This is a genomic window from Flavobacterium macrobrachii (genome assembly GCF_014486675.1).
Classification (GTDB): domain Bacteria; phylum Bacteroidota; class Bacteroidia; order Flavobacteriales; family Flavobacteriaceae; genus Flavobacterium; species Flavobacterium macrobrachii.
The window spans coordinates 1-16,715 of record NZ_JACTAC010000072.1 but is presented as its reverse complement, the minus strand read 5'-3'; the positions used below and the strand labels follow the sequence as shown (position 1 = coordinate 16,715).

15 protein-coding genes are annotated in these 16,715 nt (G+C 33.2%); 3 read left to right on the top strand and 12 right to left on the bottom strand.

What is annotated here, in order from left to right; translation table 11 throughout:
• Positions 1–108: 108 nt before the first annotated feature.
• The 9 genes from sucD to menD form a co-directional block, all read right to left on the bottom strand.
• Positions 109–981 (bottom strand): succinate--CoA ligase subunit alpha, encoded by an 873-nt coding sequence (gene sucD, locus IAI56_RS13315; protein ID WP_187658339.1) that lies wholly within the window; start codon positions 979–981, stop codon positions 109–111.
• A gap of 166 nt (positions 982–1,147) precedes the next feature.
• A complete protein-coding gene (locus IAI56_RS13310; protein WP_187658338.1) occupies positions 1,148–1,507 on the bottom strand; it encodes a nuclear transport factor 2 family protein in 360 nt (119 codons plus the stop codon).
• Positions 1,508–1,510: 3 nt separating this feature from the next.
• Complete coding sequence (locus tag IAI56_RS13305; protein ID WP_187658337.1) at positions 1,511–2,440, bottom strand: UDP-3-O-(3-hydroxymyristoyl)glucosamine N-acyltransferase; 930 nt, start codon at positions 2,438–2,440, stop codon at positions 1,511–1,513.
• Positions 2,441–2,514: 74 nt separating this feature from the next.
• On the bottom strand, positions 2,515–3,075 hold the full coding sequence (gene efp, locus IAI56_RS13300) for an elongation factor P (RefSeq protein ID WP_169523066.1): 561 nt from the start codon (positions 3,073–3,075) through the stop codon (positions 2,515–2,517).
• 79 nt (positions 3,076–3,154) lie between these two features.
• Positions 3,155–3,940, bottom strand: coding sequence for an acyl-ACP--UDP-N-acetylglucosamine O-acyltransferase (gene lpxA, locus IAI56_RS13295; RefSeq protein ID WP_169523067.1), 786 nt, complete (start codon positions 3,938–3,940; stop codon positions 3,155–3,157).
• A 74-nt stretch (positions 3,941–4,014) separates the two neighbouring features.
• Positions 4,015–5,403, bottom strand: coding sequence for a bifunctional UDP-3-O-[3-hydroxymyristoyl] N-acetylglucosamine deacetylase/3-hydroxyacyl-ACP dehydratase (locus tag IAI56_RS13290; protein ID WP_187658336.1), 1,389 nt, complete (start codon positions 5,401–5,403; stop codon positions 4,015–4,017).
• A gap of 17 nt (positions 5,404–5,420) precedes the next feature.
• Positions 5,421–6,440: a UDP-3-O-(3-hydroxymyristoyl)glucosamine N-acyltransferase gene (lpxD, locus tag IAI56_RS13285; RefSeq protein WP_169523069.1), complete on the bottom strand. Its 1,020-nt coding sequence runs from the start codon at positions 6,438–6,440 to the stop codon at positions 5,421–5,423.
• Positions 6,441–6,473: 33 nt separating this feature from the next.
• On the bottom strand, positions 6,474–7,706 hold the full coding sequence (locus tag IAI56_RS13280) for an HD domain-containing protein (protein WP_187658335.1): 1,233 nt from the start codon (positions 7,704–7,706) through the stop codon (positions 6,474–6,476).
• Positions 7,707–7,720: 14 nt separating this feature from the next.
• Entirely contained in the window at positions 7,721–9,382 is a 1,662-nt protein-coding gene (gene menD / locus IAI56_RS13275) for a 2-succinyl-5-enolpyruvyl-6-hydroxy-3-cyclohexene-1-carboxylic-acid synthase (protein WP_187658334.1), read from the bottom strand.
• Between the two features lie 129 nt (positions 9,383–9,511).
• Between menD and IAI56_RS13270 the strand changes: the two genes are divergently transcribed.
• Positions 9,512–10,009 carry a GNAT family N-acetyltransferase gene (locus IAI56_RS13270; protein WP_187658333.1) on the top strand — a complete coding sequence of 166 codons (498 nt, stop codon included), beginning with the start codon at positions 9,512–9,514 and terminating at the stop codon, positions 10,007–10,009.
• On the opposite strand, the gene IAI56_RS13265 is transcribed toward IAI56_RS13270, so the two are convergent.
• Complete coding sequence (locus IAI56_RS13265) at positions 10,010–10,384, bottom strand: hypothetical protein (RefSeq protein WP_187658332.1); 375 nt, start codon at positions 10,382–10,384, stop codon at positions 10,010–10,012. It abuts the gene before it with no gap.
• A gap of 190 nt (positions 10,385–10,574) precedes the next feature.
• A complete protein-coding gene (locus tag IAI56_RS13260; RefSeq protein WP_187658331.1) occupies positions 10,575–13,202 on the bottom strand; it encodes a valine--tRNA ligase in 2,628 nt (875 codons plus the stop codon).
• Between the two features lie 337 nt (positions 13,203–13,539).
• Between IAI56_RS13260 and IAI56_RS13255 the strand changes: the two genes are divergently transcribed.
• Positions 13,540–13,974, top strand: coding sequence for a DUF1573 domain-containing protein (locus IAI56_RS13255; protein WP_187658330.1), 435 nt, complete (start codon positions 13,540–13,542; stop codon positions 13,972–13,974).
• Positions 13,975–14,008: 34 nt separating this feature from the next.
• Here IAI56_RS13255 and IAI56_RS13250 read toward each other — a convergent pair whose 3' ends face one another.
• Positions 14,009–15,322 (bottom strand): PDZ domain-containing protein, encoded by a 1,314-nt coding sequence (locus tag IAI56_RS13250; RefSeq protein ID WP_187658329.1) that lies wholly within the window; start codon positions 15,320–15,322, stop codon positions 14,009–14,011.
• 129 nt (positions 15,323–15,451) lie between these two features.
• Here IAI56_RS13250 and IAI56_RS13245 point away from each other — a divergent pair, with 129 nt between their 5' ends.
• Positions 15,452–16,642 carry a pyridoxal phosphate-dependent aminotransferase gene (locus IAI56_RS13245; protein ID WP_187658328.1) on the top strand — a complete coding sequence of 397 codons (1,191 nt, stop codon included), beginning with the start codon at positions 15,452–15,454 and terminating at the stop codon, positions 16,640–16,642.
• The last annotated feature ends 73 nt before the right edge of the window (positions 16,643–16,715 follow it).

Sequence of the window (16,715 nt, the reverse complement as noted above, 5' to 3'; positions counted from 1 at the left end):
CATCATTTCTTTACTCAATAGCGATAAAACAATAAGAATAAATAAAAAAAACTCCTTCCGCAGAAACAGAAGGAGTTTTTATAGTTTATTTTTAAAAAGCGTTAGGGGTTATCCAATAACTTCTTTTACTTTTTTACCAATTTCAGCAGGAGAATCAACTACGTGAATTCCGTTTTCTCTCATAATACGTTTTTTAGCTTCTGCTGTATCATCAGCACCACCAACGATAGCACCAGCATGTCCCATTGTTCTACCTTTTGGAGCCGTTTCTCCAGCAATAAATCCAATAACTGGTTTGCGGTTACCATCAGCTTTAATCCATTTAGCAGCATCAGCTTCTAGTTGTCCACCAATTTCACCAATCATGATGATAGCTTCTGTTTCTGGATCGTTCATTAATAATTCAACCGCTTCTTTAGTTGTTGTTCCAATAATTGGATCACCACCAATTCCGATTGCAGTAGTAATTCCCAAACCTTGTTTCACTACTTGGTCAGCTGCTTCATACGTTAAAGTTCCCGATTTAGAAACGATACCTACTTTTCCTTTTTTGAATACAAAACCTGGCATAATACCTACTTTTGCTTCTTCTGGAGTTATAACTCCTGGACAGTTTGGTCCAATTAAACGACAATCTTTTCCTTTAATAAAATCATACGCTTTAATCATATCTGCAACCGGAATACCTTCTGTAATCGTAATAATTACTTTAATTCCAGCATCAGCAGCTTCCATAATAGCATCTGCAGCAAAAGCTGGCGGAACGAAAATGATAGAAGTATCAGCACCAACTTGCTCTACAGCATCTTTAACCGTGTTGAAAACGGGTTTGTCTAAGTGCGTTGAACCACCTTTTCCTGGGGTAACACCACCAACAACATTGGTTCCATATTCAATCATTTGAGAAGCATGAAAAGTTCCTTCGCTTCCTGTAAATCCTTGTACTATTATTTTTGAATTTTTATTAACTAAAACGCTCATGTGTGTGTTTATTTAATTGATTTATTTTTAAGTATTGCAAAAGTAGAAAATAGTAATTAGTAAATAGTGATAAGTGATTAGTTTTTTTGTAAAATTTCTATACATTATTTGGATTACCACTTTGAACTAGAAACTGACAACTGAAAATCAACAACTGAAAACTATATTAAAGTTGGCTCATTTGATAGCCACGATATAGTTTATTGTCTTTTATTTCCCAAATAACCATGAAATGGGCTAAAAGCATTTCTTCTCTTGGATTTTCAATCGTTTTTACATATTGAGAGTAACGAACCGATACTGTACTTCCTTCTTCGATAAGATGAGAAATTCTACATTTCGAACGAACATAGGTTTTTCCTAATTCGCTACTAATCCCGATGAGTTGCTCGTGATTGAGTTTCAAAAAACCTTTGGTACTGTGCCATTCCAAAATAACTTCGGGATGCAAAAACTCATTTACGGTTTGGGCTTCGAGAATTACATCCGATTTGTAAAAATTTTGAACGATTTCTTTTGCACTCATAACCTATTTAATTTTGTTTAGAATATCTGGAATACGTTTTACGTTGGCCAATTGTTTCAATTTCTCACGCGATTCTTCTACAGGTGTTCCAAAATAGCTTTTTCCGCCTTCAATTGATTTGGTCACACCGGTTTGACCAAGAACAACCGCTTTTGCACCAATGGTAATGCCGCTAGTGGTTCCAACTTGTCCCCAAAGTGTCACTTCATCTTCAATGATTACACAACCTGCAATTCCGGTTTGAGAAGCAATCAAACATTTTTTACCAATAACGGTATCATGACCAACATGTACTTGATTATCAATTTTGGTTCCAGCACCAATAGTGGTATCGCCAGTAACGCCTTTGTCAATCGTACACAAAGCGCCGATTCCAACATTGTCTTCAATCACAACTCTTCCACCAGAAAGCAATTGATCAAAACCTTCGGGACGTTTTTTATAATAAAAAGCATCCGCACCAAGAATGGTTCCGGAGTGAATAATGACGTTATTGCCAATAACCGTGTTGTCATAAACAATTACATTGGCATGAAGCAAACAATTATCGCCAATCGTTACATTATTTCCAATAAAACAATTGGGTTGAATTACCGTATTTTTTCCAATAGTAGACGAAGCCGAAACACTAACATTTGCTGCAACAAATGGACGAAAATGCTTAGTCAAAGTATTAAAATCGCGAAACGGATCGTCAGAAATCAATAAAGCTTTGCCTTCTGGACAGGCAACTTCTTTGTTAATCAGTACAATTGTAGCTGCCGATTGCAAGGCTTTATCGTAATATTTTGGATGGTCAACAAAAACAATATCACCTGGAGTAACCACGTGAATTTCGTTCATGCCATGAACCGCAAAATCATCGGCTCCAACATAGTGGCAACCGATGATAGCAGCAATTTCTTTTAAAGTATGTATTCTTGAGAATTTCATATTATAGTTATCAGTCGCAGTCACAGTATTCAGTATCACAAAACTGTGACTGTAAACTGTAACTGTAAACTATTTTATACTCTTTCCATGTATTTTCCAGTAGCAGTATCAATTTTGATTTTATCACCTTCATTGATAAACAACGGAACATTGATTGAAGCACCAGTTTCCACTTTTGCAGGTTTAGTTGCATTAGTAGCTGTGTTTCCTTTTACACCTGGTTCAGCATAAGTAACTTCAAGAACGATAGAAGCTGGCATATCTACTGCAAGAGGCAAATCAGTTTCAGTATTAATTTGAACCATTACATTTGTTCCTTCTTTTAATAAATCTGGAGCATCAAGTACATCTTTATTTAATGTAATTTGCTCGTATGTTTCAGTATTCATGAAATGGAAATCATTTCCTTCAGCATATAAATATTGGAAAGTGTGCGTTTCTACACGAACAACGTCAATTTTATGACCAGCAGAAAACGTATTGTCTAATACTTTTCCGTTAGTTAATGATTTTAATTTTGTTCTAACGAAAGCTGGACCTTTTCCAGGTTTTACGTGAAGGAATTCAATGATTTTATAAATATCATGATTAAATTTAATACATAATCCGTTTCTAATATCTGCTGTAGATGCCATTTGTATGTTTATTTGTTAATTTATTTCTAATTGTATTTTTAGTTTTAAACTTCTAAATTCAAATTTCTGAATTCTAAATTTAATAAGCTCCAGTATATCCTTTCATAATTCCTCGTGAAGAACTACGGATAAATTGTAAAATCTCGTCGCGTTCAGGCGTTGCTTCCATTTCGGCTTCGATAATAGCTAAAGCTTGTGAAGTATTGTAATTTTTTTGATATAGTATTCGGTAGATGTCTTGAACTTCTCTAATTTTTTCGGAAGTAAAACCTCTTCTTCTCAAACCAACTGAATTGATTCCTACATAAGATAAAGGTTCTTTTGCAGCTTTAGTAAACGGCGGGACATCTTTTCTAACCAATGAACCACCCGAAACCATAGCATGATCACCAATGTGAATAAACTGATGAACTGCTGCTAAACCACCAATGATTGCATAGTTTCCAACCACTACGTGTCCAGCCAATGCAACACCATTAACAATAATTGCATTATCGCCAATATGACAATCATGAGCAATATGTGCCGTTGCCATAATCAAACAGTTTTTTCCAATAACGGTTTGCCCAGAAGCAACTGTACCACGATTAATGGTAACACATTCTCTAATGGTAGAATTATCTCCAATGATTGCCAATGAATCTTCGCCACCAAATTTTAAATCCTGTGGAACGGCTGCAATTACTGCACCAGGAAATATGTTGCAATTTTTACCAATTCTTGCACCTTCCATAATGGTAACGTTAGAACCTATCCAAGTTCCTTCGCCAATGACAACATTGTTATGAATAGTAGTAAAAGGATCAATAACTACATTACGTGCAATTTTTGCTCCTGGATGAACGTATGCTAAAGGTTGATTCATGTTATTTTTTAATTTGTTATTTGTTAATTTGGTTAAACGGAATCAAATAACCGAAACACCAAATGATCAAAAATTTATTGTTTTTTTGCAATTTGTGCCATCAATTCGGCTTCAGCAACCAATTTACCATTAGCATAAGCATTGGCTTGCATGTGGCAAATTCCTCTACGAATTGGTGAAATCAAATCACACTTGAATACTAATGTATCGCCAGGCAATACTTTATGTTTGAACTTCACGTTGTCTATTTTCATGAAGTAAGTTAAATAATTTTCAGGATCTGGAACCGAACTTAATATCAAAATTCCTCCAGTTTGTGCCATTGCTTCTACAATTAAAACTCCCGGCATAACTGGCGCACCAGGAAAATGTCCTACGAAGAAATCTTCATTCATAGTGACGTTTTTCAAACCAACCACATGACTATCAGACATTTCTAAAATCTTATCTACCAATAAAAATGGCGGACGATGAGGCAACATTGCCATGATTTTATTCACGTCCATCAATGGTTCTTTGTGTAAATCATACACAGGAATTTGATTGCGTTGCTCTATTTTAATGATTTTTGATAATTTCTTAGCAAATTGAGTGTTTACAAAATGTCCAGGTTTGTTTGCAATAACTTTTCCCTTAATTTTGGTTCCAACCAAAGCCAAATCTCCAACGACATCAAGTAATTTATGACGTGCTGCTTCGTTTGGATAATGCAAAGTAAGATTATCTAAAATTCCGTTTGGTTTAACTGAAATATTTTCTTTACCAAAAGCAACTTTCAAGTTTTCCATTGTTTTTGGCGAAATTTCTTTGTCAACATATACAATAGCGTTATTCAAATCGCCACCTTTGATTAAACCATTATCCAAAAGAGTTTCTAATTCGTGAAGGAAACTAAAAGTTCTACAATCGGCAATTTCAGTTTTAAATTCACCGATATTTTTCATAGTAGCATTTTGAGTACCCAATACTTTTGTACCAAAATCTACCATTGTAGTAACTTGATAATCATCGGCTGGCATCAAAATAATTTCGCTTCCGGTAGTTTCATCAGTAAACGAAATTACTTCTTTTACTACGTAATAATTACGCTCAGCATCTTGTTCAACAATTCCAGCTTTTTCGATTGCTTCAACAAAAAATTTAGACGAACCATCCATAATTGGCGGTTCAGAAGCATTTAATTCAATAATGACATTATCAACATCACAACCAACAAAAGCAGCCAAAACATGCTCTGAAGTTTGAATTTTAACTCCTAATTTTTCTAAGTTTGTACCACGTTGTGTATTGACTACATAATTGGCATCTGCTTCAATAACTGGACTTCCTTCTAAATCAACTCTAACGAAAGTAAAACCATTGTTCACTGGTGCTGGTTTAAAAGTCATTGTAACTTCTGCTCCTGTGTGTAATCCAACTCCGGTTAATGAAATTTCGTTTTGGATGGTTTTTTGTTTAACCATTTTAATCTATTTTTAGTTTAGTTTGTTTTCTTTTTTAAATTTTCTAAATCGGCTACAATTTTAGGTAAATTTCTAAAATGTACGTACGATTTATTCCAATCTCCATAATTAAATGATGGCGAACCTTGTAATGTTTCTCCATCTTTTACACTTTTCCCAACACCTGATTGCGCTTGAATTCGAACATTATCGCCAATAGTAATATGACCAACAATTCCAACTTGTCCACCAATCATACAGTTTTTGCCAATTTTTGTAGAACCTGCAATTCCAGTTTGAGAAGCAATTACGGTATTTTCTCCAATTTCAACATTGTGAGCAATTTGAATTTGATTATCAAGCTTCACTCCTTTTCTAACAATAGTTGAACCTAAGGTTGCTCTGTCAATTGTGGTACATGAACCAACTTCAACATCGTCTTCTAAAATCACATTGCCTATTTGTGGTACTTTGTTATAAGTTCCATCTTCTTGCGGCGCAAAACCAAATCCATCCGAACCAATAATAGTTCCCGAATGAATAACACAACGACTACCAATTACTGATTCAGAATAAATTCTAACACCAGCAAATAAGATGCAATCATCGCCAATCGTTGTATTATCGCCAACAAATGAATTAGGATATATTTTTACATTTTTTCCAATCGTTACATTTTTCCCAATGTAGCAAAAACTCCCTAAATAAAGGTTTTCACCATAAGTTACACCTTCAGAAATAACCGATGGTTGCTCAATTCCCGATTTCATTAATTTCACTTGATTGTAATATTCAAGCAATTTTGAAAACGATTTATAAGCATCATCAACTTTTATTAAAGTAGTAGAAATTTCATTTTCGGGTTCAAATGAATTGTTAACGATAGTAATCGTTGCTTTAGTAGAATATATATAATTGATGTACTTTGGATTAGCTAAAAATGTTAGCGAACCTTCGGTACCTTCTTCTATTTTGGATAGTTTGAAAACTTCTGCATTAGGATTGCCTATTACTTCGCCTTCTAAAATTCCTGCTATTTGCGCTGCTGTAAATTTCATCGCTACAAAAGTATAAAAAAATAGATTTTAATGTTAATTTTCGATAAGTTGTTTTGGAAAACATACAAAATACTTGGTCACAGGTTTGGACAAAGCTTTTAGGTTCAATTGGTCCGAAGCTTCGACTACATCTTCAATTGTTTTGTCTTTTTTCAATATTCTTATAGGTTCAGCTTCTTTGTTGTAGGCTTGATTTTTAATTTTTCCTTTAAAAATAAAATACTCTGCTTCTTGATTACTTATATTGTTTTGTTGCGAAAAAGTAGCAATATATTGAGTTAAAACTTCTTTTGGAAATTTATCGCTACTCAGTTTTATTTTAGGTAAATCACGATTGATAATCATTTTACTCAAACTACTTAAGATAAAATCGTCATGATATTGCCAAGTTTTTAAAGCTGAAACAATATCAAAGTCATCAAGTTGAGCAAACGTATTCAAATCATTAGTCGTAAAACTTTCCATTGTGATTTGATTTTCCATGAAAAACTTAAACGGTTTGCTGCATTCTACCGCAATTCCTTTGTGCAATAATTCTTTTGCTCGCTTTAAAGTTTTAGTCAATGTAAGTTCAGCTACTAAGCTAGTTTTGTGTAAATAAGCTTGCCAATACATTAATCTTCTTGCCATCAGAAATTTTTCGATTGAATAAATTCCTTTTTCTTCCATAACCAATATATCATCAACTACATTCAGCATTTGAATTAATCGATCAGAATTGATATTTCCTTCGGCTACGCCAGAATAAAAACTATCGCGTTTCAAGTAATCCATTCTATCCATATCCAACTGACTTGAAACCAGTTGAAGCATAAATTTTCGATGATATTCGCCTTTAAAAACTTGAATAGCTAAACTTAATTCACCACTAAATTCAGTATTTAATTGTTCCATAAAAAGCAACGAAATTTCCTCATGATGAACCGCTACAATACTATGTTCCATAGCGTGAGAAAACGGACCATGACCAATATCGTGCAATAAAATAGCTATTAGAAGTGCATTTTCTTCTTCTTTAGAGATTGCAACACTTTTAAATCGAAGTACTTCTATTGCTTTTTGCATCATATGCATCGCGCCAAGCGCATGATGAAAACGGGTATGATGTGCGCCAGGATAAACCAAATACGACAAACCCATTTGAGAAATTCTACGAAGTCGCTGAAAATAAGAATGTTGAATTAAATCGTAAATAAGTGTATTTGGAATGGTTATAAAACCATAAATTGGATCGTTGAATATTTTTAACTTATTGGTTTGGCTCACTTTGTAAATTTTAATTAGACCAATTGTTTAAAATACTGAAGTAGTATTTTATCATTGTCTTTTGTTGGTGTAAAAACTTCTAATATTGCTGGTTTTTCGTTGTTTTCAAAAAATGATTTTAAATTTTCTTTCAAATTTTCCGAATCACTAGCAACGTAATAATCAAATTGGAACATTTTTGCCAAATGTTCTGCAGTTAAGCAATGAGAAGTTTCAAAAAAGGTATTGAAGACTTGATTTTCTTGATGACCTGGAAGAATTCTAAAAATTCCGCCACCGCCATTATTAATTACAATTATTTTAAAATCTTTAGGAATATAATCATTCCAAAGCGCATTACTGTCATATAAAAAACTAACATCACCTGTAATCAACAAAGTGGGTTTTTCGCTAGCAATTGCACTACCAATAGCTGTTGAAGTACTACCATCAATACCGCTTGTTCCTCGATTACAAGCTACGTCTATTGACGCAGCAATCTTAAACAACTGTGCATATCGAATTGAAGAACTATTGCTAAAATGCAGATTTAAGTTATTTGGTATTTTTTTAAAAATAATTTCAAAAGCTTTTAAATCTGAAAAAGGTATTGATTTTAAGTAACTTTTATGGTTTATTTTTCTGTCAGCAAAGACAGAGGCGATTTTGCTTTTATAATCACTTTCAACTGTTTTTACATAAGGCAAAAACTGAGTAAAAAACTGATTGGGAGAAACATGGAAATGCTTTGTCAAAATTCCAAAAGTATCATAAGCTCTAAGTTCATCAATGTGCCAATGATGTTTTGGCTTGTATTTTCTCAAAAAAGTTTTTATTCGTTTTGATACAATCATTCCACCAAAAGTGATAAGGATTCTTGGCTGAAGCATCAATGAGTCTTTGGCACTAAATGGAGTAATTAATGTATCTATTTTGTTTATAAAACTGGAATGATGCAAATTTGAAGTAGATTCTGTCATTACCACTACAGATGGAAAACTCGCTAACATGTCAATCCATCGCTTTTCAACGGAATTAGGAGGCAATTCTCCTACTAGTACCAATATTTTTTTACTATGATTCCAAAGAGTTGAAAAAGCAATAATATCATCAATGGTAACCATTCTGTATAGTTTAAAAAGACTTGTGATATTAAAATCTACAGAGCGTTTTTTTACGGTTTCATACAAAGGTTCCTCAAAAGGCACATTGATATGAGTTGGACCTTTTTTCCCTATGGCAACATTAATAGCTTCATTAATAAATACATCATTTTCTTCTGAAACTTCAGCCGTAAGATTAGCATTGTATAGTGAATGATTGGTAAACACATTTTCTTGACGAATGGTTTGTCCATCGCCAATGTCAATTTTTTCTTTTGGCCTATCTGCAGAAATGACTATCAACGGAATCTGACTATAATAAGCTTCGGCAAAAGCTGGATAAAAATTTAGTAATGCTGAACCCGAAGTACAAACAACAGCAACAGGTTTCTGTTTTTGTTTTGCTAAACCCAATGCAAAAAATGCAGCACAACGCTCGTCTGCAATACTGTAACATTTAAAATTTGGATTATTAACAAAACCAATTGTTAAAGGCGCATTTCTTGAACCCGGACAAATAATGATATCTAATACACCTTTAACATTACAAATTTCAATAATGCTTTGCGCTAAAGGTATTTTTGGGTAAATCATTTTAAAAAATTTGTTCAAACAAATATACAAACAAATCAGCTTAGTTTAGATTTTTTTGAGGTCAAAACTACCAAAATACTCGATGAAATTAACAAAACAAACTTCAATCCTTTTTTATACTTTTGAAAAATGGAAATTAAACTTAGAAACTACACTGAAAATGATGCCGAGGCAATTGTTGCCATCATCAATCATGTGATTTTAAACTCAACGGCTTTATACGATTATAATCCTCGAAGTACAGCGTTACAAATTAAAATTTTTGAAGAAAAATTAATAAAAGGATTTCCTATTATTGTAGCAACACTGGATGAAAAAGTAGTAGGATTTGGTTATTACTCTGAATTCCGTTTTCGAGATGCTTATCGATTTACGGTTGAACATTCGGTCTATGTTGACCATAATTTCCATGGAAAAGGCATTGGAAAATTAATTATGAATGAGCTTATCCTTTTGGCAAAACAACAAAAACTTCACACTATGATTGGTGTTGTTGATGCTGAAAACGAAAGCAGCATTGCTTTTCACGAGCAATTTGGATTTACAAAAGTAGCAATACTAAAAGAAACAGGTTATAAATTTGACCGCTGGCTACATTCTGTATTAATGCAAAAGTTTTTAGAATAATTATATCAATTCAATACCGTTTTCTTCTAAAATACTCAGTAAATAATCACTTTGCTTTACATCATACTTCTCTACTCCACTTTGATACCATTTTTGGATAACATCAATTTGATAAGCAGTATATCCATCAGAATTGATATTCATACCAAGCATTCCAGCTAAAAGAAAATCTTCTAGTATTTTGTTGGTAACTATTAATTTTGGAATTCCGTGAAGTATTTTTCCATTCATACTTTCATATTCATCTCTACCTTGTTTAAAGCCTAAGATAAATCCCTGACTTTGATTTGGATCAAAATCAACATACGGATTAAATCCTCTAGCATATCCAAACAGATATTCTTGTCTATATACTGGGTTAAAAATATTATTCATTTGTATGATAGTGGTGTTAAATAATTTTTATCAAAACTATAAACAATGGTTATTATAAAAATGAATAATCGTTGAATGCATTAAAAAAATCTATTAATCACGAAGCTACTGGAGTTAATCGATGTTTACTTCCGATGAAATGCGAATTGGTTCCAAAAAAAAGTCCCGAAAAATTTCGGGACTTTTTACTTTATTGTAAACTGGCTAAACTTTGCTCTATAGTGGCAATCTTTGCTAAAGCATCGGCTTCTTTCTTTCTTTCGTTAGCAATAATTTCGGGTTTGGCATTGGCAACAAATTTTTCGTTGGACAATTTAACCTGAACTGATTTTAAGAAACCTTGTGTGTAAACTAATTCTTCGGTTAACTTAGCAATTTCAGCAGCAATATCAATATTACCAGAAACTGGAATAAAATATTCATTCGATTTTACTCTATAAGTCAATGCGCCATCAATTTTTTCTGAAATATATTCCAATGAAACAATGTTTCCAAGTTTGGTAATCACGCTATCAAAATAAGTTGACATATTTTCGTTGTTAACCACTTTTAAATCTATCGCCTCTTTCATAGCGATGTTCTTTTCTTTTCGAATGGTACGAACGCCAGCAATAACTTCGGCAGCAAAATCAAAATCAGCAATTAATTTTTCGTCAAATGATTTCAAAACTGGATATTCTGCAATAATTAAGGCTTGATCAGGAGTTCTTTCAGTGATGTGTTGCCAAATTTCCTCCGTTAAAAACGGCATAAACGGATGCAATAATTTCAAATTAGCTTCAAGCATTTCAATCGCTTTGTCAAATGTAGCTCGGTCAATAGGTTGCTGGTAAGCTGGTTTTATCATTTCTAAAAACCACGAACAGAAATCGTCCCAAACTAATTTATAAATTCCCATCAATGCATCAGACAAACGATATTTTTCGAAATTTTCTTCAATTTCAACTAAGGTTTGCTGTAACTTGGCTTCATACCATTCGATGGCAACTTTAGAACTTTCTGGTTGTGGAATATCGGCAACTTCCCAACCTTTTATCAATCGGAAGGCATTCCAAATTTTATTAGCAAAAGCTTTACCATTATTGCATAATTCTTCATCAAACATAATGTCATTTCCTGCCGAAGCGCTTAATAACAATCCAACACGAACTCCATCTGCACCAAATTTTTCAATCAATTCCAAAGGTTCAGGCGAATTTCCTAATGATTTAGACATTTTACGACGTTGCTTATCGCGAACCAAACCTGTTAAATATACGTTGGTAAATGGTTTTTCGCCTGCATATTCATATCCTGCGATAATCATTCGAGCAACCCAAAAGAATAAAATATCCGGTCCAGTTACTAAATCATTGGTTGGATAATAATATTTGAAATCTTCGTTTTCTGGTTCAAGAATTCCTCCAAAAACTGCCATTGGCCATAACCATGATGAAAACCAAGTGTCAAGAGCATCAGCATCTTGCGTTAAGTCGGAAATTTGTAGTTGGGAGTTTGAAGTTTTCTCTCTTGCTAGTTTTAAAGCATCTTCAATGTTTTCAGCTACTACAAAATCTTCTTTTCCATCACCATAATAATAGGCAGGAATTTGTTGTCCCCACCAAAGTTGGCGCGAAATATTCCAATCACGGATGTTTTCTAACCAATGACGATACGTATTATTAAAACGACTTGGATATAATTTAATTTCTTCCGTTTCTAAAACGGCTTTGATGGCTGGTTTTACCAATTCTTCCATGCTTAAAAACCATTGATCAGAAAGTCTTGGTTCGATTACGGCTTTGGTTCTTTCAGAAGTTCCAACTTTATTAAGATGTGTTTCTGTTTTTGATAAAGCGCCAATAGTTTCTAATTCTTTGGCAATTTCTTCACGAACTACAAAACGGTCTTTTCCTTGATAATGTAATCCAAATGAATTTAACGTGGCATCTTCATTGAAAATATCGATGATTTCAAGATTGTGTTTATCGCCAAGTGTTTTATCGTTTACATCATGTGCTGGCGTAACTTTTAGACAACCGGTTCCAAATTCTACATCTACATATTCGTCTTCAATAATTGGGATAACTCTATTGCAAACAGGAACGATGGCTTTTTTTCCTTTTAAATGAGAAAAACGTTCGTCGTTTGGGTTAATACAAATTGCCGTATCGCCAAAAATGGTTTCAGGACGCGTTGTAGCTACAGTCAAGAAATCTTCAGAACCTTCAATTTTATAGTTGATGAAATAGAGTTTTCCTTGTCTTTCTTCAAAGATTACTTCTTCGTCTGATAATGTTGTTTTTGCTTCTGGATCCCAATTTACCATTCGGTAACCGCGATATATATATCCTTTGTTGTATAAATCTACGAATGATTTTATAACAGAAGCTGACATGTCTGCGTCCATCGTGAACTTAGTTCTATCCCAATCGCATGAACATCCTAATTGTTTTAATTGTTCTAGAATTGTTCCGCCGTATTTATCAGTCCAATCGTAAGCATGTTTTAGAAATTCTTCACGAGTTAAATCACTTTTGTTAATTCCTTCCGATTTTAGTTTAGCAACAACTTTGGCTTCGGTTGCGATGGATGCGTGATCGGTTCCTGGAACCCAACAGGCGTTGAAACCTTTTAATCGTGCACGGCGAATTAATACGTCTTGAATGGTGTTGTTCAACATATGTCCCATGTGCAGCACTCCAGTTACGTTTGGCGGTGGAATGGTTATAGTGTATGGTTTTCTATGGTCTGGTTTTGAATGAAAATAGTTGTTTTTCATCCAGTAGTCGTACCATTTTTTTTCTACGGCTGCGGCATTAAATTGTGCTGGTATCATATTTTTATTTTATATCTGATTTAGATATTTTATTTTTTAAGTTTTACTTTAGATTACAAAAATTCGATTAGTTTCCTTTTTAGCCCTGATGGAAGCGAGCTACCGTGTAGCGCGAACAGCAGGAATAAGGATTATAGATACAAACCGTAGACTCGCTCATGATGATTGAACGAAGGAGTTTGTTTATAAATCTGTATGAATTTGTTTTGGTACACTTTTTGTAATTTGATTTGCAAAAGTAGTTAATCTGTACTTTAGAAAAAATTAAGAATTAAATTTTTGTGTATTAATTTAAACGAAGTATTTTTACAAAACCAAATATTAAAATTTTTAACCTATGAAAAAATATTTACTTTTAGTTTTAGTTATCTTTAGTAGTGCTGTTTTTGCACAAAGTGGTGCAAAAATTGAGTTTAAAGATAAAGACAACACTATTGATTATGGTACTGTAAATAAGGAAGATGACAATGGTTTACGGGCTTTTGTATTTACAAATACTGGAGATGCGCCGTTGATTATTAAGGATGCAAAGAGTACATGTGGTTGTACGGTTCCAAGTTTTCCAAAAGAACCAATTGCTCCAGGTCAATCAGGAAAAATTGAGGTAAAATACAATATGAATACTGGTCCGATTAGAAAAACAATTACAATTGAAACGAATGCGATAAACTATGACGAAGGACGAGTTGCTTTGAAAATTAAAGGCGAAGTGATTGTTAAACCCGTTGTAAATTTGCTAGAAAAGAAATCAAATAGCCCTATGATGCAATAAAAAGTAGAAGCTCCGAAAATTTTCGGAGCTTTTTTTATAATATCTTTTTGAGCTGAAATTTAATTTTGAGTGGTTTTTTGTTTCGCTCTATTTCGAGTGTAATGGTTTTTCCTTCTTCGGATTTTAGCAACTTATTTATTTTCTCGATGGTCATTCGTTGCATGTTTTGGTTATCGATTACGGTTATTTTGTCTCCTATTTTTAGTCCAGCTTTTTCGGCAGGTGAATTTGGTCGTATGTTAGATACTTTAAAAATGGGTTTTAAATAGAACCTTACTTTTAGTCGGTTTTCAAATCCGCTATCGGTATAAACTTTTATTCCATTGGTTTTTTCTTCTATCGTTTCGTTGTACCATTCTAATCCATTATGTTGCACTTCAATTCCACTCATGTTGTATTCAAAAGGTTCCTCAATTCTTGCATTGGGTTTAGTATAGATGGCATTGTTTTTGTAATCAAAAAAAACAGTATATCGGGAAATAATTTCACCACCTATCGAACCTACTCTATTTTCAACAAAATTGACACTTTTTAAAGAAACCGAATCTGGATAGGTTGCAATGGGTTCGTTGATAGTAATGCCTCCAAATTCTAAAGCCGATAATCGACCGCGCTTTCCATAGATACTTCCGCTGAATCCTCTTCCTAGATAATCGTCTATTACTTGGTTTGGATAAATTATTTCGCTGTTTTTAACTTTAAACAACCAAAGTGCATCGCTATTGCCTGTATCGATTAGTAATTTTGACTTTTGTTTTAGTTTGCCTTTTGTAATGTTTAAATGCACATAGGGTTTGTTCAACTCAAGTGAAATACTGTCTTTATGGTAACTTTTTAGTTGATTTCTACTTTTTTTATCTTCATTGGAATAAATAATAATCTTCTTTTTTCTATAATCAATTTTTATCAAATGGTCTTTAAAAAAATTGTATCCTAAAATTCCATTCACGGGAATTCCAACCTGAGAAGAAAAATTAATTTCTTGATCGAGAATGATATAAACCGTATGATGCTTGTCTAAAAAACTTTTTACACTCATAACATTGTTAGAAGATTTATATGCGTCAATAGCCTCTTCTTTTCCGAGTCCTTTTAGTTTTACGGTTTCAACTTCGTTAAATTTTATATCGTTAGTCTCGTCTAAACTAAATAAAACGGTTTCGTCAACTCCAGTATCCAATAAAAAAGTCAATTCTTCACCATTCAAATTAACAGGAACAAATACTAAATTGTTTATTAATTGAAAGGGAATGCTAATCTTCTTTTTGTTGGTTGTAAACTTAAATTCCGATTGTGCTTGTGTCGAAATTGTAATAAAAAGAAAAAAAACTAATAATGATTTAAACATTAGCAATGATTTTTGCTAATTTAATAAAAATATGGTTTCTAATTTTAAAAATTAAGCTTTTATAAAGTCCTAATTAATTGGTTTCAAAAAAAAATTATCGCAATTTTGCACAACTAAATTTTTAACATCATGCCTAAAATTTCAACCAAAGGTCAGCAAATGCCTGAATCTCCTATTCGAAAATTAGTTCCTTATGCTGAAGGTGCAAAAAAGAAAGGACACAAAGTATACCACCTAAACATTGGTCAACCTGACATAAAAACACCCGAAGTTGCACTAAACGCTATCAAAAACAACGCTATTGAAATATTAGAATATAGCCATTCGGCAGGTTTTGAAAGCTATAGAACCAAACTTTCTAATTATTATAAAAACCACGGATTACCTATCAATACTGAAGATATTATCATTACAACTGGTGGTTCGGAAGCATTACTTTTTGCAATGGGTAGCACAATGGATAATGGCGATGAAATTATTATTCCGGAACCTTTTTATGCAAATTACAACGGCTTTTCTACAGCTTCTGGCGTAAATGTTGTTCCAGTAATTTCTACTATTGATGAAGGCTTTGCTTTGCCTCCAATTTCGGCTTTTGAAAAATTAATTACGCCAAAAACTAAAGCTATCTTAATTTGTAATCCAGGAAACCCAACAGGTTATCTATATTCAAAAGAAGAAATTTTACAACTAGCCGAAATTGTAAAAAAACACGATTTATTCTTAATTGCAGATGAAGTGTATCGCGAATTTATTTATGATGGCGATGAGCATTTCTCTGTTATGAACGTTCCTGGAATTGAACAAAATGCAATTATGATTGATTCAGTTTCAAAAAGATACAGCATGTGCGGAGCAAGAATTGGTTGTATTGTGTCAAAAAACAAAGAAGTAATGGCTACGGCTATGAAATTTGCTCAAGCTAGACTAAGTCCGCCAACTTATGCTCAAATTGCTAGTGAAGCAGCATTAGATACTCCACAAAGTTATTTTGATGATGTTATCAATGAATATAAAGAAAGACGTGACACACTTATTTCTGAATTAAACAAAATCGACGGTGTAAAAGTAGCCACTCCAAAAGGTGCTTTTTATTGTATTGCTAAATTGCCAGTTAAAAGTGCAGATGATTTTGCCAAATGGTTATTAGATTCTTATGACAACAATGGCGAAACCGTAATGGTTGCTCCTGCGGCTGGATTTTATTCTACGCCAAATGTTGGTTTAGACGAAATCAGAATTGCATATGTCTTGAAGAAAGAAGACTTAGTTCGCTCAGTTGAAATCTTGAAAGATGCGCTGACCAAATACAATAAATAGTTTTTAAAAACTTAATTACATAAACCACTCCAACGAGTGGTTTTTTTATACAATCAATTTAGCACCAAATAAG